This window comes from Streptomyces sp. WMMC940 (assembly GCF_027460265.1).
Lineage (GTDB): Bacteria > Actinomycetota > Actinomycetes > Streptomycetales > Streptomycetaceae > Streptomyces.
The window spans coordinates 1256766-1274759 of record NZ_JAPZBC010000001.1; the positions used below are offsets into that span (position 1 = coordinate 1256766).

The following is a 17994-nucleotide window of genomic DNA, read 5'->3' on the forward strand; positions in this document are numbered from 1 at the left end:
CGGCGACGTGCCCCGCGGGTCCTCACCGGGACCGTTCACGGTACGGACGCCGCCCGCGGCCGGCTCCCCGAACCCGCCTCAGTCCCCCACCACCACCGTCCGCTGGGCCGAGAAGTCCCCCCAGTTCCCGTCCGGGAGCCTGGCGCGCAGCTTCAGCGAGTGGCGGGTGCCGGGCGGGTCGGTCACGGTGAGGGTGTACTTCGCGGGACCGGGCGGGGGTTCGGCACCCCAGACGATGGTGGTGGCGAGTCTGCCGTCGAGGAAGAGCTGGTGCTCCCGGACCGGGACACCGGTCGCCGGTGGGGTCCAGGTCAGCTCGACCGTGTGGACGGAGGGGGCGGTGCGACGGATGGCCGCCGTGAACCCGGTGGGGGCCGTGTCGGGGCCGGCACCCGGGGCCCTGTCGGTCGTCAGGTCGAGCGGGGCGCTGTCGGGCGAGGAGTTGTCGGCCGCGTCCCGGGCACGGACGGTGAACGTGTAGACCGTGCCCGGACGCAGACCGGTGACCCGGGCCGTGGTGGCGGTTCCGGGCACGCTGTGGATGCGGGAGTCCGCCTGGTAGACGTCGTACGCCGTCACTCCCCGGTCGTCGGCCGAGGGCACCCAGGCCAGGGTGACCGCACGGCTCCCGTCGGCACGGCCCCGGAGCGCTCCCGGGCGGTCGGGCGGGCGCCGGTCCTCGACGGCGGGTTCGAGCGTGACGACGCGGACCGGCGCGCTCTGCGCCGAGGCGTTGCCTGCGGTGTCGAGGGCGCGGACGGTGAACGCGTACGAGGTGGAAGGGGTGAGGCCGTCGATGTCGGTCATCCGGGTGGCCGCCGGGAGGGACGTGACCTTCGTGCCGTCACGGAAGACCTCGTAGCCGCTGACGCCGGTGTCGTCCGTGGAGTGCTCCCACATGACGTGCACGGAGGTCGCGCTGCTCGCCTGGACGGTGGTGCCGCCCGGTACGGAGGGACTGCGGGTGTCCGCGGCCCCGGTGCCACCGCCGCATGCCGCGACCAGCAGCACGCACGTACACGTCGGCACGGGGAGGAACAGGGGGCGTTGCACCGGACTGCCTCCATCCGCCGGGGCAATGGTCCAGACCTGTATCGCACAGTCGGCCGCCCCGGGCAAGAGGGCGGAGGGCACGCGGGCGCGGGCGGGGCGGGGCGGAGGCTGCCCGGGAGTCAGGAGGGAGAGTCGCCCCCGGGGGCCTGACGTTCGCTGTGGCCCAGCGTCCTCCCGGGCGCGACCCGGTCCCTGACGGCCCGCTTCACGGCGGTCGGCTCGGGAAAGCCCTGTTCACGACGGTCCCAGACGACCTCTCCGTCGACCCGTACAACGAATACGCCCCCGATCCCCGGCCTCAGTGCCACCTCGACGAGCTCGGTGCGGTCGAAGGTGCCGAGGAGCTCCTGCGCCAGCCATGCGGCGCGGGGCAGCCAGCGGCACTGGGTGCAGTACTCGATCTGCAGCCGGTGGCCCGCCGTTTCGCACTCCGGCCCGGCTTCCGGCACCTCGTCCGCCGCGGACATCCGGCACCCTCACCTTCCCGTGCCGCGGCGGCGCGCCGCGGACCGTCCCACCGTCGCCCTCGCCGTCTTCGCGGCGTGCGCCGCCAAGTCTGCCACCCTGCCGTCCGGATGACGCCCCCGCAGGTCCTCCAGGACGCGGGCCGCGCCCGCCGGGTCCGTCTCCGCCAGTGCCGTCAGCAGGGACGGGGCGCCGCCCGGCCAGCCGGCGGCGGCCTCGTCGAAGGCGTCGACCAGGGCGGTGGGAACGGGCTCGGGGACGCGGTCCGCGTCGGCGGCGGCCACGAAGACCCGCATGTCCGCCGCCCAGCGGGCGTCCAGTTCCTCCAGCAGCAGCGTGGCCCGCGCGGTGAGGGGCACGAGGGCATCGTCCGCCGGTTCGCCCCGGGAGTGGAGGAGCCGGTGGGCGTGGGCACCGATGACGGGGTCGGTGAGCGCGGCCCTCAGGGGTCCGTCGGGGATGTGCGCCCGGTCCAGACGGTCGAACAGACCCGTCGTCAGGGTGCGGTGGAAGTCGGCGGACTTGGTCGCGGAGACGGCGTCGAGCAACTCGCTCCACGCCGCGTCGGTGGCGCCCCTGGCCGTCGTCCACGCCGTGACGGCCGCGGCGGCGACGGCCGGCGGCCAGTACTGGACGGCGGCGACGGCACGTGCCGCGCCCCAGGAGACGAGCTCGTGCTCGTCGGGGGCGGCGACGTGGCCCACGGCGAGTACGTGGCGGACGACGGCGTTGCCGAGCGGGGTGAGGCCGTAGGCGTCGCCGGTGCGGAAGACGCAGCCGGTGCGGGCCAGTTCGTCGACCACCGCGGCGAGCGCGCGGGCCGGGCCGTCGACCGCCGCGCGGTCGTCCTCGGTGAGACCGGGGACGCCGAGCAGCCCGGACAGTTCGGCGAGCGGCGGCGTCTCGTACCCGGGCGGGGCCGAGGCGGGGACGACGGCCGGGGCGTCCTCCAGATCGGGCGGGACGGTCAGGTCGGTGTGGCCGGACGCCTTGCGGGCCACGGACTCGGGGGTGCCGCCCCGCGCGTACAGCCCGTAGAGGACGTGCGCGGCATCGAGGGCGTACTCCTCGTCGGCGGCGCGGTCCGGGTCGGAGCCGGCGGCGATGCGCTCCACCACGGCGGCGAGGACGTCGGCGCCGAGTTCGACGAGTTCCTGCGGGGTGCCGCCGGTCCAGACGGCCTCGGCCGGTCCGGGGAAGCCGCACTGCTCGGCCACGTCGTGGACGTCGTCGCTCCCGGCCGCCAGTGCCGCGGGCAGCGGGGCCGCGTGCAGCAGCGCCCGGATCTCACCGGGGCCGGGCACGGCGGCGGGCGGGGGCAGCGGAGTGGCGGAGTCGCCGTGGTGGTCGAGGTGTTCGTCGAGGAAGCGGTCGGCGAGGACGACGTGCGGCAGGGCCTCGGGCCCGGGGGCCAGTCCCTCGTACGGACCGGAGAGCGCCTCGGCGAGGCCCGCCGCCGTCCAGCGGTCGGTCAGGGCCACCGCCAGCGCCTCCAGCTCGGACGTGAGCGCCTCCTCGGGGCGGGCGGCCTCCAGGGCGGGAGTCGCGGGCAGCAGCGGCCCGGCCGGTGAGGGTCCTTCGACGTCGTGGGCGAAGGCGGCCAGCAGGGCGTCGGTGAGGCGGATGCGGGCCGCGAAAGTGGCCGCGGTGACGTCCGAGCGGTGCAGGGGTTCGGGGAGCCCGGGCCGCTCCGCGTGGGGTGCGGAGTCGAACGCGGCGAGCCAGGCGCGTACCGCCTCGGGGTCGTCCGCCTCGACGCCGTCCGCCCGCAGCAGCGACGCGTACCAGCGGGGCCAGGTCAGATTGCGGGGGTCGCCCAGGGCCCGGAGGAACTCGGGTACGGCGTCGCCGGCCGCGGCGAGGACGCGGGCGTGGCGCTTGGCGTTCAGCCGGCCCGCGTCGCGCACGCGGTCCGCCAGCGCGGTGAGCACGGACGGGACGGCGGCGGCCTCGTCCGGGCTCGCCCACAGCAGCAGGGGCAGGTCCTCGACGAGGACCCGGCGCACCAGCTCGGGTGTCGGCTCGGGCACGCCCGCGCGGCGGTCCGCGCCGTGCAGCGCCAGCAGGGTCAGTACCGCGTCCGCGGGGCGGGGCGGCAGGGCGGTCTTCCGCTCCGTCTCCGCCCAGGCGAGGAATGCGTCGAGGCCGGTGTTCAGGGCAGTGGTACGGGTCACCTGGGGAGCGTATGGGCGTTACCCGGGCAGGAGGGCTTGCCCGTGCGGAGGATGGCCCGATCGGGCGAGGGACGGTCGCCGTCGCGCGGCACGCGCGGTCCCCCGTACGGGCCGCACGCCGTACGAGGGACCGCGCCCGGCCCGCGGGCCCAGGGCCGCACCGGGACGCGTCGGCCCGCGCGGCTTCGCCCGCGGCGGCTCCCCGCCGATGAGTTCCGGCCCGCCGGGAGGTCTGCACCTTCATGGAGACCGACAGCACCAACGGTACGAAGAGCGGGGGCACGCCGGACCTGGGTCCGGTGGCCGCCTCCGTGGCACGACTGGCCGAGGGGGTGACGGACGCGGGCCTCGGGAAGCCGACCCCGTGTCCGGAGTACGCCGTACGGGAACTGCTCGCCCATGTCATCGGGCTGTCCGCGGCCTTCCGGGACGCCGCCCGCAAGGACTTCGGGCCGTCGACCGCCGTCGACCCGGGAACCGTGGAGTGGGTCCTGCGGGACGGCTGGCGCTCGGACCTGCCGAGGCTGCTGCACGAGATGGTGAACGCCTGGCGCGACCCCGGGGCGTGGGACGGAGACACCCGGGCGGGCGGGATCGTCCTCCCGGCCGCCGTCGCGGGGAGGGTCGCCCTCAACGAGCTGCTCGTCCACGGCTGGGACCTGGCGCGCGCCACCGGCCAGGACTACGCACCGGACGAGGCCGCCCTGCGGGTGTCCTACGGCCTGCTGGCCCCGGCGGCGGACGACGGGGGCCGCGGCGGCATGTTCGGCCCCGTGGTCCCGGTGCCGGACGACGCCCCGCTGCTCGACCGGGTCATCGGCCTCAGCGGCCGTCGTCCGGACTGGCGTCCCGGAAACTGAGGCGGGCACCTCGCCCGGCCGTTCAGCCCGCAGGGGGCCGGGGCTGAACGGACGTGGGCCGGGCGGGCCGCGGGTGCGGCGGCCGGCGGCTCGTGCGGTCCGGCGGCTCGTACGGTCCGGCCGCTCGGCCTGTCGTCCTCACTGCCGTACGCGCCCCGGGCCCGGATCCGCCGTACGCACCCGTCCGTCGCCGCCGGGGCGGCCACGGACGGTGAAACCCGACCACGCACGGCGTGCGGTCGGCCGCACGCCGTCGCCGTACGGGACGGCGGGTCCCTCGGTGCATCGGAACCGGATCGGGCTCCCGTTCCGCCTCGGCAGGTGACGCCTCGCCGGTGCGGGTCCCGAGAGTCCACCGTCGCCGGGAGGTGTGTGCCGTGTTCTCGGCGCACGCCTCCCGGCGGCGGCTGCCGCGGACCCCGCTCGGGTCCGCGGCCCGCCGGCCGAGGGCCGTCCCCCTCGACCGGACTACCCGGGGTGTCAGGCCTGCGCGGCGATCCGCGCGAGGCGCTGGGCCTCGTCCCGCGTGGAGCGGGCGATGGCGTCCTCGTCGGCCTTGAGCAGCCGGCCGTTCTCGACGACCGGCTCACCGCCGACGAGGGAGAGCGTGACCGGGGCCGCCGCACCGAGGACGAGGGCGGCCACCGGGTCGGCGATGGAGGCGTGGGCGAGGGTGTCCAGCTTCCAGAGGACCAGGTCGGCGAGCTTGCCCGACTCCAGGGAGCCGATCTGCGAGGCGCGGCCGAGGACCCGCGCGCCGCCGTAGGTGCCCAGTCGCAGCGCCTGACGCGCATTCAGCGCGGCTTCGCGGTGCACCGGGTTGAGGCGGTTGACGAGCAGCGCGTTGCGCAGCTCGGTGTGCAGTTCGCCGGACTCGTTGGACGCGGTGCCGTCGACACCGAGGCCGACGGGGACACCGGCCCTCAGCATGTCGGGAACGCGGGCGATACCGGCGGCGAGGCGGGCGTTGGACGAGGGGCAGTGGGCGACACCGGTCCTCGTCCGGGCGAACGCCTCGATGTCGGAGTCGTTCATGTGGACGCAGTGCGCCATCCACACGTCCTCGCCGAGCCAGCCGGTCGACTCGAAGTAGTCGGTCGGGCCCATGCCGAAGAGTTCGTGGCAGAACTTCTCCTCCTCCACGGTCTCGCTGCCGTGGGTGTGGAGGCGTACGCCCTTGCGGCGGGCCAGCTCGGCGCCCTGCTTGAGCAGTTCGGTGGAGACCGAGAACGGGGAGCAGGGCGCGACCGCGATCTGCGTCATCGCGTCGAAGGAGGCGTCGTGGTGCGCGTCGATGGTCTCCTCGGTGGCTGCCAGGGCGCCTTCGAGGGTCTCGACGGCGAAGTCCGGCGGCAGGCCGCCGTCCTTCTCGCTGCGGTCCATGGAGCCCCGGGCCAGGGTGAAGCGGACACCCATCTCGGACGCGGCCCGGATGATGGCGCCGGAGAGGTCGCCGGAGCCCTTCGGGAAGACGTAGTGGTGGTCCATCGCGGTGGTGACGCCGCCGCGGGCCATCATCGCCAGGGAGCCCTGTGCGGCGGAGTACGCCATCTGCTCGTCGATGCGGGCCCAGGTCGGGTAGAGCGCGACGAGCCAGTCGAACAGGTTGTGGTCGGTGGCGAGGCCGCGGGTGATCCACTGGTAGAAGTGGTGGTGCGTGTTGACCAGGCCGGGGGTGGCGAGGTGGCCGGTGCCGTCGACGCGGCGGACCACGTTCTCCAGGTTCTCGGGGGCCCTGCCCGGACCGACCGACTCGATGCGGTTGCCGGCGACGACGATATGGCCGGAGGCGTACTCGGTGTCGTCGGCGTCCACGGTCGCGATCGAGCAGTTCTCGATGACGATGCGCGGGGCTGCTGCCGATGCTGCCATGGCGGTGCGTCCTTTGACTTTCAGTGGCGGTGCGGGCACGGCAGGACCCTGGAGGATTTGAGTGCCACGGCCCGGGGGCCGTGGGTGCCGAAGGAGTGGGAGGACCGGGTGGGCGGGACCGGCGCGGGCGTGTCCGCCCCACGTGCACGTGTCAAGGAAACCACCTGTTCCCCCGTGTCCGGTACGGCCCCGTCCGGTCCGGCGGTCGGGGCCGGTCCGGTCCGGTCCGACGGGCGGCTCCCCGGCCGCGTCGACCGGGGCGACCGGGGTGACCGTCAGAGGTTGGTCAGGTCGACCGGGATCCGCGCCTCGGCGCCGTCCCGCAGGATCGTCGCCTCGATGAGCCCGTAGGGCCGGTCGGCCGCGAAGTAGACCTCGTTGTCGTTCTTGAGCCCGAAGGGCTCCAGGTCGACGAGGAAGTGGTGCTTGTTCGGCAGGGAGAAGCGGACCTCGTCGATCTCCGCACGGTTGTTGATGATGCGCGCACCCATCTGGTACAGCGTCTGCTGCAGCGAGAGGGAGTAGGTCTCGGCGAAGGCGTGGAGCATGTGCTTCTTCACCTGCTCGTAGGACTTGTCCCAGTTGGGCGTCTTCTGCTCGTCGTCGGTCCAGTTGAACCGCCAGCGGCCCGAGACCTCCGTGGCCAGGATGCGGTCGTACGCCTCCTGGAGGGTCGTGTACTTGTCCTTGACGTAGCCCCAGAACTCGGAGTTCGTCGAGTTCATCACGACCAGGTCCTTCAGCCCGGAGACGACCTCCCACGACTCCCCGTCGTAGGTGATCTGGGTGAGACGGGTCTCCTGGCCCTTGCGGACGAAGGAGTGCCTGACCTCGTCGGCACCGATGAACTTGGAGTTGGCGTCGGAGGTCGCGATGCGCTCCCAGGCGTACTCCTCGATGCGGATGCGCGCGCGGTGGATCGGCTCCTGCGAGGTCACGAAGTGGCGGGCGAGGTGGATGCCGAACTGCTCGGCGGACTCGATGCCGTACTCCTTGGCGAACGCGTACACCGTGTTCTTGGTGGTGTCGGTCGGGAGGACGTTGGCGTTCGAACCGGAGTAGTGGACGTCCTCCATGTCGCCGGAGAGCGCGACCGAGACGTTCAGGTCCTTGATGTGGTGGGTGTCGCCGTCCCGCGTGATCTTCACGACGCGGTTCTCGGCCTTGCCGTACTGGTTCTGTCCCAGGAGTACGGGGCGGCCGGGTCGGGATGTGGCGGTCATTGTCTGCTAGCTCCCTCGGTAAACGGAGTAGCCGAACGGGTTGAGCAGCAGCGGTACGTGGTAGTGCTCACCCGGCACGACGGCGAACGTGATCGCCACCTCCGGGAAGAACGCACCGCTGTCCCGATGCGCGGGGGCGTCCTGCTGGGCCTCGGCTTGCTTCTTCGCGAAGTACGGCTCGGTCTCGAAGTCGAGCCGTACGTAGGTCGTGCCCTCCGGCAGTGCCGGCAGGTCCTTGCACCGGCCGTCCGCGTCGGTCGCGGATCCGCCGAGTGCCGCCCACTCGCCGCCGGAACCCTCGCGGGCCGACAGGGAGACGGCGACGCCCTCGGCGGGGCGGCCCCTGCTGGTGTCCAGGACGTGGGTGGACACGGACGCCGTTGTCTCGGTGCTCATGCGCTCTCTTCCTCCACGAGACGGGTGAGCCGGATCCGGTTGATCTTCCCCAGTTCGGTGCGGACGATCTCCCGCTCCTGCTCGGGCGAATGACCGATCCGCTCCCGGACGGCGTCCCTCATCTGCTCACCGGTACGACCGGTGGCACAGATCAGAAAGACATGGCCGAACTTGTCCTGGTAGGCCAGGTTGAGTTCGAGCATTTCGGCCCTGAGCTCCTCGGAGGCGCCGGCCATCCCGCTCTGCTCGCGGGAGGAGGTCGGGTCCCCGGGCTTCGGCCGGCCGATCGGCGGGTGTCCCGCCATCGCTTCGGCCAGGTCCTCGGCGGTCAGCTCCGCCATGGCGGCGTCGCTGGCGGCGAAGAGGGCCTCGACCGTGGCGTAGGGGCGCCGGGCCAGCAGTTCGCCGCCCCAGGCCGAGCTGGCGCACACCTCGTGCAGCACGGCCAGGGCCTCGCTGTCCGTCGAGGTGTTGAACCGGGTGAGGCCCGGTACGGAAGTCGAAGACACGGGAGCCTCCGTGGCTGTTCTGCAAGGTGCGTCGGACGGGCTGCGGATAGCTAACGCCTTCCCCGGACAGCCCGTCAACACTTTGTTGAAACTTCCTGGACGGAAAGGCCGCCGTCCCGACATACGGACGGCGGCCGCGTACGGTTCGTGACCGCCTAGTCACCCTTGGCGGCGTGCTCCCGGTTCAGGTAGTTGTAGACGGTGAAACGGCTGACCCCGAGCGCGCTCGCCACCGTCTCCACCCCGTGCCGTACGGAGAAGGCGCCGCGCGCCTCCAGCGTCCTTACGACCGACTGCTTCACCTTGCGGTCGAGGGCCGACAGCGGCATGCCGTAACGGCGCTCCATGGCGGCCAGGATGTGGTCGAGCGACTCGGACAGCTGCGGCAGCCGCACGGCCAGCACCTCGGCACCCTCCCAGGAGAGCACGACATCGTCCGGCTGGGCCTGGTCGGGGCGGAGGATCTCCGCACCCATCGCGTCCACCAGCGGCTTCACGGCGTCGACCAGGGGGTGGTCTCCCGACTCGGTCACTGCTCCCCCTCCTCGTCCTCGTCCGCGCCGTCACGCACCTCCGGCGCGGCGTCCTGCTCCCCGATCACGTTGAGCTGCAGCGAGACCCGGGTGGCGCCTGCCGCCAGTGCCCGGCGCAGCAGCGAGTCCACCGCGGTGAGCACGGCGTCCGCCCCGCCCTCGGCCGTGTTGCCGAAGGGGCCCACGTCCACGGCGTCCAGGTGGGCCGCCTGGATGACCTCGCGGGCGACCAGTGCGTGGGCCGGGGCCTCGTCGAGGTCGAAGGGTTCCGTCGTGAACTCCACTCGCAATCGCATGACCCCACGTTAAGCCCGCCCGCACGCCCGTCCGCCGCGTGGTACCGCAGAATCCGGCGCCCGCGTGCGACGGAACCGCTCGACTCCCGCGTAGAGCCGGATGACGGAGCCGCACGCCCGGGGGTGGCACGGCGGCAGGACGAGGGAGGGGTGGGCCGGCATGACAGGTCACGGCCGCAGAGCACTACGGGGAGCGGCGGTCGCCGCGACGGCGATGGCGGTGCTGACCGCCTCACAGGCGCAGGGGGCCCCGGCCTCCGCCCCCGCACCCGCCGAGGAGGCCGGGACGCCCGGGCCGAGCGTCTCGGGCGATTCCGCGTACCGCACCGAGCTGCCCCCGCTCCGGGTGCGAGGGCGGGGCGGCCCGGCCGACCGGGGTGCGGGCGAAGGGAGCGCACCGGCGGGCGCCGGCGCTCTCCCGGTCGGCGTGTTCGCCGCCTATCGGCAGGCCGAGTCGGAACTGGCGCGCAGCGCCCCCGGATGCGGGCTGCGCTGGCAGTTGCTCGCCGCGATCGGGCAGGTCGAGTCCGGGCATGCGCGCGGCGGGCGGGTGTGGCCGGACGGCACGACCGTCACGCCGATCCTCGGGCCCCGGCTGGACGGCAACGGCTTCGCACGGATCACCGACACGGACGGCGGCGCGTACGACGGGGACACGGTCTACGACCGTGCGGTCGGGCCGATGCAGTTCATCCCGTCGACCTGGGCGGTCTGGGGCACCGACGGCAACGGCGACGGCCGGGCCGACCCCTCGAACGTCCACGATGCGGCGCTCGCCGCCGGTCTCTATCTGTGCGCGGGCCGCCGGGACCTCTCGGACCCGGCCGACCTGGACCGCGCGATCCTCGGGTACAACCGCTCGACGGCCTATCTGCGCACGGTCTTGGCTTGGTACGGCTACTTCCTCCAGGGCCACCTGGTGGTGCCGGACGCGGGGGCGCGCGGCACCGCCGCGCCGCGCGCCACAGCGGCGCCCTCCCGCACGGCCCGGCCCGCCCCGCCCGGACCGAACGCCTCCGCGCGGCCGAAGGGGAACGGCGGCGCGGACAGCGCACGGCCGCCCCGGTCCCCCGCGTCGCCGCAGCCCCGGCCCGCGGAGCAGGACACCCTGGGCCCGTCCGCACCCGCGCTGCCCGCCGCGCCCGTGGCGTCCCTCCCCGCGCCCCGGGCTCCGCTGCCCGGCGGCGGCGTACCTTCCGGCACGGAGCCGCTGGTGGGCAACGGTACGGACTCGATGCGCGCCACCCCCTCCACAACCCCGGATACCCGGCGGTAATGTCGCCCCCCGCCGGGCAGGACGGGACCGGTGGGGCGAGCGCGAAGGGGCCCTCATGGCGACGGACACGCATACAGCGCATTCGGGCGGGCCGCGGGAGAGGGCCGCGGACGGCGGGCCGGACGAGCGGGCGGCATGCGGCGGGCCGCAGGAGCGGACGGCGCAGGAGCGCTGGCAGCGTGCCTGGAGCCATCGCGAGGACCTGCTCAAGGTGGCGCGCCGCCGGTCGATGAGCCCGGAGGACGCCGAGGACGCCGTGCACGAGGCGATGCTGCGGGCGGCGGAGAACCCCCACCTCGACGACGAGCGGCTGGGGGCGTGGCTGACGACGGTGACGATGCGGCTGTGCGTCGACCGGTACCGGCAGGTCAACCGGGAGGCGGAGGTGCGCAGCAGCCCGCGGCTGGTGGCGCCGCGGCCCGCGCCGGTCGACGAGGTCGTGTGCGACCGGGCCGAGGCCAGGTGGCTGGCCGTGCGCAGCGGTGAGCTGCCCGCGCGGCAGGCGGAGGCGCTGCGGCTGAAGTCCGAGGACCTCGACGTCGGGGAGGTCGCCCGGGAGATGGGGCTGAGCTACCGGACGGTGGAATCGCTGCTGGCCCGGGCCCGGCGGACGCTGCGGGCGTCGCTCGCGGGCACGCTGGGACTGGTGCTGTGGCTGCTGGGGCGCAGGCCCCGGACGGGGGGCCAGACTCATCTGGTGGTCGCGGCGTCGACCGCGGCGACCCTGGCGGTCGCCGGTTTCGTCGTGCCGTACGGCTACGACGGGGACGGGCCGGAACCCCGCCCCGCCACGTCCGAGACCGCCGACGAGTGGTCGGCGGACGACGACCGGGGCCGGGGCGCCGACGGGCCGGGGACCTCCGCCGGCCCCCCGGCTCCCGCCCCGGGTGCGGCGCGGACGCCCGGCGGCAGCCGGCCCCTCCCGCTGCTCCTGCCGGACCCGGCGCTGCCCTCGCTGCCGCCGGTGCCCCCGCCCGCGGTGCCGTCGGTACCGGACGTGCAGGGCGTGCCGGACGTGCAGGGCGTGCCGTCGGTACCGGACGTGCCGGGGGCGCCCGAGATCTCCGGGATCCCGGCGCTGCCCGACCTGACGGCGGCCGAGGACACCACCGTCCGCGACGCACCCCCCCTGCCACGGGCCGTCGTCTCCGGGGGCCCCGCGCCGGGAGACGACGGCCCGTCCCGCGCCGTGCCGTCCGATGCGCCGTCCGCACCGTGGGCTCCGGGAGACGCACCCTCGCCCTGAGCCCCCGGGGCGCATCCCCGTCCACGCGCTCGGGCCCGGAGCAGGCATCCGCCCACGAGACTCCGCACCGGTCGCGCGGCGAGCGCACCGGTCCCGTCCGCGCCGACGCGGCCCCCGGCGCACCGGTGCGGCCACCCCGCCGCCCCCCGCCCAAAAAAGTCGGTCCTCGCCGCGACGGACGCCCCGCCCCTCCCCGTAGAGCAGATGTCGTAGCTGCTCAACGGCTGAAGGGTGTACCGGATGGGTGTCGAGATCCGTGTGGAGGGGCTGACCAAGTCCTTCGGCCGGCAGGTCATCTGGCAGGACGTGTCGCTGACGCTGCCCGCCGGGGAGATCTCGGTCATGCTCGGCCCCTCGGGCACGGGGAAGTCGGTGTTCCTCAAGACCCTCGTCGGACTGCTCAGGCCCGACCGCGGGTCGGTGCGGATCGCTGACCGGGACATCACCCGGCTTCGCGAGCACGACCTGTACGAGGTGCGGAAGCTGTTCGGCGTCCTCTTCCAGGACGGCGCGCTGTTCGGGTCGATGAACCTGTACGACAACATCGCCTTCCCGCTGCGCGAGCACACCCGCAAGCCGGAGACGGAGATCCGTCGGATCGTCCTCGAGAAGATGGACATGGTCGGCCTGATAGGCGCCGAGGAGAAGCTGCCCGGCGAGATCTCGGGCGGCATGCGCAAGCGGGCGGGGCTGGCGCGCGCCCTGGTGCTCGACCCGGAGATCATCCTGTTCGACGAGCCGGACTCGGGACTCGACCCGGTGCGGGTGGCCTATCTCAACCAGCTGATCGTCGACCTCAACGCGCAGATCGACGCCACCTTCCTCATCGTCACCCACGACATCGCCTCGGCCCGTCAGGTCCCGGACAACATCGGGCTCCTCTTCCGCCGGGAGCTGGTGATGTTCGGGCCCCGCGAGCGGCTGCTGACCAGTGACGAGCCGGTCGTGCGGCAGTTCCTCCACGGCCGGATGCAGGGTCCGATCGGGATGGCGGAGGAGAAGGACGCCGCCCAGGTCGAGCTGGAACTCGCGCAGCTGGACCGGGGCGCGGCGGCCGACGACGGCGTCGACGCCCGGGTGGTCACTCCCCGCCTGCTGCCGAGCCCCGGCATCACCCGCCCGCCCCGCTGGGAGGCCATCGCGCGGCGCGAGGCGGAACGGCACGGTCGCAAGGAGGTTGCGGGAACATGAGCCTCTCCCCCACCGGGGCCCTGCGGCACTCCGGCAGCCTGTTCGCGATGGCCCTGGACGTCCTCCGGACGCTGCCCCGGCGGCCTTTCCAGGTCCGGGAGTTCATCCAGCAGGCCTGGTTCATCGCCAGTGTGACGATCCTTCCGACCGCTCTGGTCTCCATCCCCTTCGGCGCGGTCATCGCGCTGCAGATCGGCAGTCTGACCCGGCAGCTCGGCGCCCAGTCCTTCTCGGGCGCGGCCTCGGTGCTCGCCGTGCTGCGGGAGGCGTCGCCGATCGTGACGGCCCTGCTGATCGCGGGAGCCGGCGGCACGGCGATCTGCGCGGACCTCGGCGCCCGCAAGATCCGCGAGGAGATCGACGCGATGCAGGTGCTGGGCATCGACCCGATCCACCGCCTGGTCGTCCCCCGGGTGCTGGCGTCGATGGTGGTCGCGGTGCTGCTCAACGGCCTGGTGTCGGTGGTCGGGGTCGCGGGCGGCTACTTCTTCAACGTCGTCCTGCAGAACGGCACTCCCGGCGCCTATCTGGCGTCGTTCACCACGCTCGCCCAGCTGTCCGACCTGTGGGCGGCCGAGCTGAAGGCCCTGGTGTTCGGGGCGATCGCGGCGATCGTCGCCTCGTACAAGGGGCTGACGGCCAAGGGCGGACCGAAGGGCGTGGGCGACGCGGTGAACCAGTCGGTGGTCATCACCTTCATGTTGCTGTTCGTCACGAACTTCGTGATGACCGCCGTGTACTTCCAAGTCGTTCCGCAGAAGGGCTGACCGTGGCGCTGATCGACCGTCTCGTGGGACGACCGCTGCGTTCCCTGGAGGAGCTGGGCGCCCAGCTGTCCTTCTACGGGCGCTCGCTGGCCTGGACCGGACGTACCCTCCGCCGCTACAAGAAGGAGGTCCTGCGGCTGCTGGCCGAGGTCAGCTTCGGCCGCGGCGCGCTCGCCGTCGTCGGCGGGACCGTGGGCGTGATCGCGTTCCTGTCCTTCTTCACCGGAACCGAGGTGGGACTCCAGGGGTATGCGGCGCTCAACCAGCTCGGCACCTCCAACTTCGTCGCCTTCCTGTCCGCGTACTTCAACACCCGGGAGATCGCCCCGCTGGTGGCGGGACTGGCTCTGTCGGCGACCGTCGGCGCCGGGTTCACCGCCCAGCTCGGTGCGATGCGGATCAACGAGGAGACCGACGCCCTGGAGGTGATGGGCGTCCCGTCGCTGCCGTTCCTGGTGACGACCCGGATGATCGCGGGGTTCGTCGCCGTCATCCCGCTGTACGTCGTCGGGCTGCTGTCCTCCTACTTCGCGGCCCGGACGATCACGACGGGCTACTACGGCCAGTCTGCCGGCACCTACGACCACTACTTCCAGCAGTACCTGCCGCCCGTCGACGTGCTCTGGTCGTTCGGCAAGGTGATCGTCTTCGCCGTCGTGATCATCCTGGTGCACTGCTACTACGGCTACTACGCCGGTGGCGGACCAGCGGGCGTCGGCGTCGCGGTCGGTCGCGCGGTGCGCACCTCCATCGTCGCCATCAACATCCTGGACTTCTTCCTCAGCCTGGCGATCTGGGGAGCCAGCACGACCGTACGGATTGCGGGGTAGTGCCGATGTCCGTCCGACTGCGGATCAACGGAATCGTCTTCATCGCCGTGCTGGGGCTGCTGCTGTCGCTGTCCGTGGCCGTCTACCGGAAGGCGTTCACCCCCGTCGTCCGGGTCACGCTGGAGACCGGCACCCTCGGCAACCAGCTGGAGCCCCAGGCCGACGTCAAACTGCGCGGGCTGCTTGTCGGCGAGGTCCGCGGGGTGCGGGCCGACGGGGAGAAGGCGTCGCTGGACCTCGCCCTCAACCCGGAGCACGTGCCGCGGATCCCGTCCGACGTCCGGGCCCGGCTGCTGCCCAAGACCCTGTTCGGGGAGAAGTACGTCGACCTGGTCCCCCCTGGCGGCACCCGGGCGCGGGCGATCCGCGCCGGGGACGTCATCACCCAGGACCGCACCGCCGTCGGCATCGAGGTGCAGCAGCTGATGAACGATCTGCTGCCGCTGCTGCGCACGGTCCGCCCCGCCGAACTCAACGCCACGCTCACGGCGTTCTCCACCGCACTGGAGGGCCGGGGCGACCGGATCGGCGCCAACCTGGCCCGGGTGGAGGACTATCTGCGCCGGCTCAACCCCCATATGCCGTCGCTGCAGGAGGACATCTCGCGGTTCGCGGACGTGGCCGAGGTGTACGGGGACGCCGCACCGGACCTGATGAGGATCCTGCGCAACACCCTCACCACGAGCCGCACCGTGGTGGAGAAGCGGGAGCAGCTGGCCGCCCTGTTCACCTCCACCACCGGCGCCGCGAACACCGCGAACGGGTTCCTCGACGACAACGGCGAGCGGCTGATCACCCTGGGTCGGGTCTCGCGGCCCACGCTGGCGCTGTTCGCCCGCTACTCGCCCGAGTACCCCTGCCTGCTGGACGGTCTCGTCCGGCAGGAGGCCGCGTCGGCACAGACCTTCAGAGGCGGAAAGATGCGTATCACCCTTGAGTTCGTCCATCCGCGGCCCGGGTACCGTCCCGGGGAGGAGCCCCGCTGGGGGGAGCGTTCGGGCCCCGACTGCCACGGCATGCCCCGGCCGCGGGTCCCGGCACCGGACGTCAAGCTGGACGACGGCACCGCCCGGGTCGGGCCGGCCGGCGCGGCGGGACGACAGGTGTCCGCGACCGGGGCCGAGCAGCGTGCCGTCGGATCGCTCGTGGCGCCGGTCCTGGGCGTACCCGCGGACGAGGTGCCCGCGGTGGCCACCCTGCTGTTCGGCCCGATGGCCCGCGGGACGGCGGTGAGCGTCGCATGAGGGCCGGGTCCCTGCGGCGGGCCGGGGAGACCGCCTCGCCGCTGATCAAGTTCGGTCTCTTCGCGGTGGTGACGGTGCTCGCGACGGCGCTGCTCGCCGCCACCATCGCCACCGTCTCCTTCACCCCCGAGCACACCTACCGCGCGGTGTTCAGCGATGTCACCGGCCTGGAGGAGGGCGACGACATCCGCGTCGCCGGCGTGCGGGTCGGCGAGGTGCGGGAGATCGGCGTCAAGGACCGGACGCTGGCGGAGGTCACGTTCACCGTGAGCGAGAACCGCCCGCTGCTCACCGGCACCGGCGCGGTCATCCGCTACCGCAATCTGGTCGGCTCGCGTTACGTCGCGCTGACGGAGGGCCCCGGCGACGGGGCGACACTGCCGCCCGGGAGCCGGATCCCCCTCTCGCGCACCCAGCCCGCGCTCGATCTGAACGCCCTGCTGGGCGGGTTCAAGCCGCTGTTCGCGGCGCTCAGCCCCAAGGACGTCAACCAGCTCGCCACCGAGATCGTCAGGACGCTGCAGGGCGAGGGCGGCACGGTGAACAGCCTGCTCGCGCACACCGCCTCGCTCACCAGCACCCTCGCCGACCGCGACGAGCTGATCGGCTCGGTGATCGACAACCTCAACACCGTGCTGGCGACGCTGGACAAGCGCGGCGCCCGGTTCTCCGCGCTGATCAAGCAGCTCCAGCGGGTGGTCTCCGGTCTCTCCGCCGACCGGAAGCCGATCGGCGAGTCGCTGGCGAACATCAACAGCCTGACGGAGGCCACCTCCGGCCTGCTGGAGGACGCCCGCCCGCCGCTGCGCGACGACATCGCGGAACTGCGAGAACTGACCGGGACGCTGAACGACAACGAGAAGACCGTGGAGGGCGTGCTGAAGCGGCTGCCGAACAAGCTCGACAAACTGACCAGGACCGCCTCCTACGGTTCCTGGTTCAACTTCTACCTCTGCGACTTCGACGGCCGTGTGGTGCTGCCGAGGACCCGGGAGGTCATCACCCCCGAACTCCACGTCGCCCGGGCGAGGTGCGCATGAAGGGGCGTCCGAGGACCCGCATGATCCCGTTCCGGGAGCGCAACCCCGTGACCATCGGCGCGGTCGGCCTCACCACGCTCGCGCTGCTGGCCGTCGCCGCGTTCAACGCCGACGACCTGCCGCTGATCGGCGACGGTGAGAGCTACAGCGCCGCGTTCTCGGAGGCGGGCGGGCTGAAGCCCGGCGACGAGGTGCGGGTCGCCGGGGTGAAGGTCGGCAAGGTCGACGAGGTGGACCTGGACGGGGACCACGTCAGGGTGGTCTTCCGCGTCAAGGGGGAGCCGGCTTTCGGCACCCGGACCGGTGCCGCCATCCGCGTCAAGACGATCCTGGGCTCCAAGTACCTCGCCCTGGAGCCGAAGGGCCCGGGGCAGTTGAGGCCGGGCAGCGAGATCCCGCTGAGCCGCACCACGCCCGCGTACGACGTCGTGACGGCGTTCAGCGACCTGACCACCACGACGGAGCAGATCGACACCGAGCGGTTGGCCACGGCGCTGGACACGATCTCCACCACCTTCGAGGACTCCCCGGCCGAGGTGCGGGAGTCGGTCGAGGGCCTGTCGCGGATCTCCCGTACGGTCGCCTCCCGCGACCAGGCACTGCGCGAACTCCTCGAACACGCCGACGGGGTCAGCACGGTTCTCTCCGAGCGCTCCCGGGAGTTCTCCACGCTGGTCAAGGACGGCGACGCGCTCTTCCAGGAGATCTCGCGGCGGCGGGCGGCGATCCACGCCCTCCTCAAGAGCTCCGCCTCGCTCGGGGTCCAGCTGTCGGGCCTGGTGAAGGACAACAGCAAGGAGATCGGGCCCGCGCTGAAGGGCCTGAACCAGGTCGTCGACATGCTCGAACGCAACCAGGCCGCACTCGACCGCAGTGTCCGGCTGCTCGCGCCGTATGTGCGCGTCTTCGCCAACACCCTCGGCAACGGGCGCTGGTTCGACAGCTACATCCAGAATCTGGTCGCCGCTCCGGTGGTCCCGCGGACGGGAGGTCCCTCGTGAAAGCGCCCCTGTCGCGCA

The 17994-nt window shown here is 73.1% G+C and carries 18 protein-coding genes; 9 read left to right on the forward strand and 9 right to left on the reverse strand.

Annotation, left to right across the window (positions count from 1 at the left end; genetic code table 11):
- Positions 1-78: 78 nt before the first annotated feature.
- The 3 genes from O7595_RS05635 to O7595_RS05645 all read right to left on the reverse strand — a co-directional run bounded on the left by O7595_RS05635 (position 79) and on the right by O7595_RS05645 (position 3692).
- Complete coding sequence (locus O7595_RS05635; protein ID WP_443071563.1) at positions 79-1053, reverse strand: fibronectin type III domain-containing protein; 975 nt, start codon at positions 1051-1053, stop codon at positions 79-81.
- 119 nt (positions 1054-1172) lie between these two features.
- Positions 1173-1520, reverse strand: a complete 348-nt coding sequence (locus tag O7595_RS05640) for a SelT/SelW/SelH family protein (RefSeq protein WP_269727622.1) — start codon at positions 1518-1520, stop codon at positions 1173-1175.
- 9 nt (positions 1521-1529) lie between these two features.
- On the reverse strand, positions 1530-3692 hold the full coding sequence (locus tag O7595_RS05645) for a hypothetical protein (protein WP_269727623.1): 2163 nt from the start codon (positions 3690-3692) through the stop codon (positions 1530-1532).
- 242 nt (positions 3693-3934) lie between these two features.
- Here O7595_RS05645 and O7595_RS05650 point away from each other — a divergent pair, with 242 nt between their 5' ends.
- Entirely contained in the window at positions 3935-4552 is a 618-nt protein-coding gene (locus O7595_RS05650) for a TIGR03086 family metal-binding protein (protein WP_269727624.1), read from the forward strand.
- A 480-nt stretch (positions 4553-5032) separates the two neighbouring features.
- Here O7595_RS05650 and O7595_RS05655 read toward each other — a convergent pair whose 3' ends face one another.
- From O7595_RS05655 to O7595_RS05680, 6 genes are all read right to left on the reverse strand, one after another.
- Positions 5033-6424 carry an 8-oxoguanine deaminase gene (locus tag O7595_RS05655; RefSeq protein WP_269727625.1) on the reverse strand — a complete coding sequence of 464 codons (1392 nt, stop codon included), beginning with the start codon at positions 6422-6424 and terminating at the stop codon, positions 5033-5035.
- Positions 6425-6699: 275 nt separating this feature from the next.
- The gene (gene pucL, locus O7595_RS05660; protein ID WP_269727626.1) at positions 6700-7647 is read right to left on the reverse strand and encodes a factor-independent urate hydroxylase; all 948 of its coding nucleotides are present in this window, start codon (positions 7645-7647) and stop codon (positions 6700-6702) included.
- A gap of 6 nt (positions 7648-7653) precedes the next feature.
- The gene (gene uraH, locus O7595_RS05665; protein WP_269727627.1) at positions 7654-8043 is read right to left on the reverse strand and encodes a hydroxyisourate hydrolase; all 390 of its coding nucleotides are present in this window, start codon (positions 8041-8043) and stop codon (positions 7654-7656) included.
- Entirely contained in the window at positions 8040-8552 is a 513-nt protein-coding gene (uraD, locus tag O7595_RS05670; RefSeq protein WP_269727628.1) for a 2-oxo-4-hydroxy-4-carboxy-5-ureidoimidazoline decarboxylase, read from the reverse strand. The genes uraH and uraD overlap by 4 nt, the downstream gene beginning before the upstream one ends.
- Before the next feature lie 155 nt (positions 8553-8707).
- A complete protein-coding gene (locus O7595_RS05675) occupies positions 8708-9085 on the reverse strand; it encodes a helix-turn-helix domain-containing protein (RefSeq protein WP_269727629.1) in 378 nt (125 codons plus the stop codon).
- Positions 9082-9381, reverse strand: a complete 300-nt coding sequence (locus O7595_RS05680; RefSeq protein ID WP_269727630.1) for a hypothetical protein — start codon at positions 9379-9381, stop codon at positions 9082-9084. The genes O7595_RS05675 and O7595_RS05680 overlap by 4 nt, the downstream gene beginning before the upstream one ends.
- A 160-nt stretch (positions 9382-9541) precedes the next feature.
- Between O7595_RS05680 and O7595_RS05685 the strand changes: the two genes are divergently transcribed.
- From O7595_RS05685 to O7595_RS05720, 8 genes are all read left to right on the forward strand, one after another.
- Positions 9542-10657, forward strand: coding sequence for a lytic transglycosylase domain-containing protein (locus O7595_RS05685; protein WP_269727631.1), 1116 nt, complete (start codon positions 9542-9544; stop codon positions 10655-10657).
- A 55-nt stretch (positions 10658-10712) separates the two neighbouring features.
- Entirely contained in the window at positions 10713-11903 is a 1191-nt protein-coding gene (locus O7595_RS05690) for an RNA polymerase sigma factor (protein ID WP_269727632.1), read from the forward strand.
- Between the two features lie 240 nt (positions 11904-12143).
- On the forward strand, positions 12144-13094 hold the full coding sequence (locus O7595_RS05695) for an ABC transporter ATP-binding protein (protein ID WP_269727633.1): 951 nt from the start codon (positions 12144-12146) through the stop codon (positions 13092-13094).
- Positions 13091-13861, forward strand: coding sequence for an MlaE family ABC transporter permease (locus tag O7595_RS05700; protein ID WP_269727634.1), 771 nt, complete (start codon positions 13091-13093; stop codon positions 13859-13861). The genes O7595_RS05695 and O7595_RS05700 overlap by 4 nt, the downstream gene beginning before the upstream one ends.
- Before the next feature lie 2 nt (positions 13862-13863).
- Positions 13864-14691 carry an MlaE family ABC transporter permease gene (locus O7595_RS05705; RefSeq protein WP_269727635.1) on the forward strand — a complete coding sequence of 276 codons (828 nt, stop codon included), beginning with the start codon at positions 13864-13866 and terminating at the stop codon, positions 14689-14691.
- Positions 14691-15935 carry an MCE family protein gene (locus O7595_RS05710; protein WP_443071564.1) on the forward strand — a complete coding sequence of 415 codons (1245 nt, stop codon included), beginning with the start codon at positions 14691-14693 and terminating at the stop codon, positions 15933-15935. The genes O7595_RS05705 and O7595_RS05710 overlap by 1 nt, the downstream gene beginning before the upstream one ends.
- Positions 15932-16975, forward strand: coding sequence for an MCE family protein (locus tag O7595_RS05715; RefSeq protein ID WP_269727637.1), 1044 nt, complete (start codon positions 15932-15934; stop codon positions 16973-16975). The genes O7595_RS05710 and O7595_RS05715 overlap by 4 nt, the downstream gene beginning before the upstream one ends.
- A gap of 20 nt (positions 16976-16995) precedes the next feature.
- A complete protein-coding gene (locus tag O7595_RS05720; protein WP_269727638.1) occupies positions 16996-17976 on the forward strand; it encodes an MCE family protein in 981 nt (326 codons plus the stop codon).
- The last annotated feature ends 18 nt before the right edge of the window (positions 17977-17994 follow it).

Bases quoted from the DNA above. Each gene is read 5' to 3' on its own strand.
- O7595_RS05640 (WP_269727622.1), bottom strand. From the start codon at position 1,520: ATGTCCGCGGCGGACGAGGTGCCGGAAGCCGGGCCGGAGTGCGAAACG.
- O7595_RS05650 (WP_269727624.1), top strand. From the start codon at position 3,935: ATGGAGACCGACAGCACCAACGGTACGAAGAGCGGGGGCACGCCGGAC.
- O7595_RS05655 (WP_269727625.1), bottom strand. From the start codon at position 6,424: ATGGCAGCATCGGCAGCAGCCCCGCGCATCGTCATCGAGAACTGCTCG.
- pucL (WP_269727626.1), bottom strand. From the start codon at position 7,647: ATGACCGCCACATCCCGACCCGGCCGCCCCGTACTCCTGGGACAGAAC.
- uraH (WP_269727627.1), bottom strand. From the start codon at position 8,043: ATGAGCACCGAGACAACGGCGTCCGTGTCCACCCACGTCCTGGACACC.
- O7595_RS05680 (WP_269727630.1), bottom strand. From the start codon at position 9,381: ATGCGATTGCGAGTGGAGTTCACGACGGAACCCTTCGACCTCGACGAG.
- O7595_RS05685 (WP_269727631.1), top strand. From the start codon at position 9,542: ATGACAGGTCACGGCCGCAGAGCACTACGGGGAGCGGCGGTCGCCGCG.
- O7595_RS05690 (WP_269727632.1), top strand. From the start codon at position 10,713: ATGGCGACGGACACGCATACAGCGCATTCGGGCGGGCCGCGGGAGAGG.
- O7595_RS05695 (WP_269727633.1), top strand. From the start codon at position 12,144: ATGGGTGTCGAGATCCGTGTGGAGGGGCTGACCAAGTCCTTCGGCCGG.
- O7595_RS05700 (WP_269727634.1), top strand. From the start codon at position 13,091: ATGAGCCTCTCCCCCACCGGGGCCCTGCGGCACTCCGGCAGCCTGTTC.
- O7595_RS05715 (WP_269727637.1), top strand. From the start codon at position 15,932: ATGAGGGCCGGGTCCCTGCGGCGGGCCGGGGAGACCGCCTCGCCGCTG.
- O7595_RS05720 (WP_269727638.1), top strand. From the start codon at position 16,996: ATGATCCCGTTCCGGGAGCGCAACCCCGTGACCATCGGCGCGGTCGGC.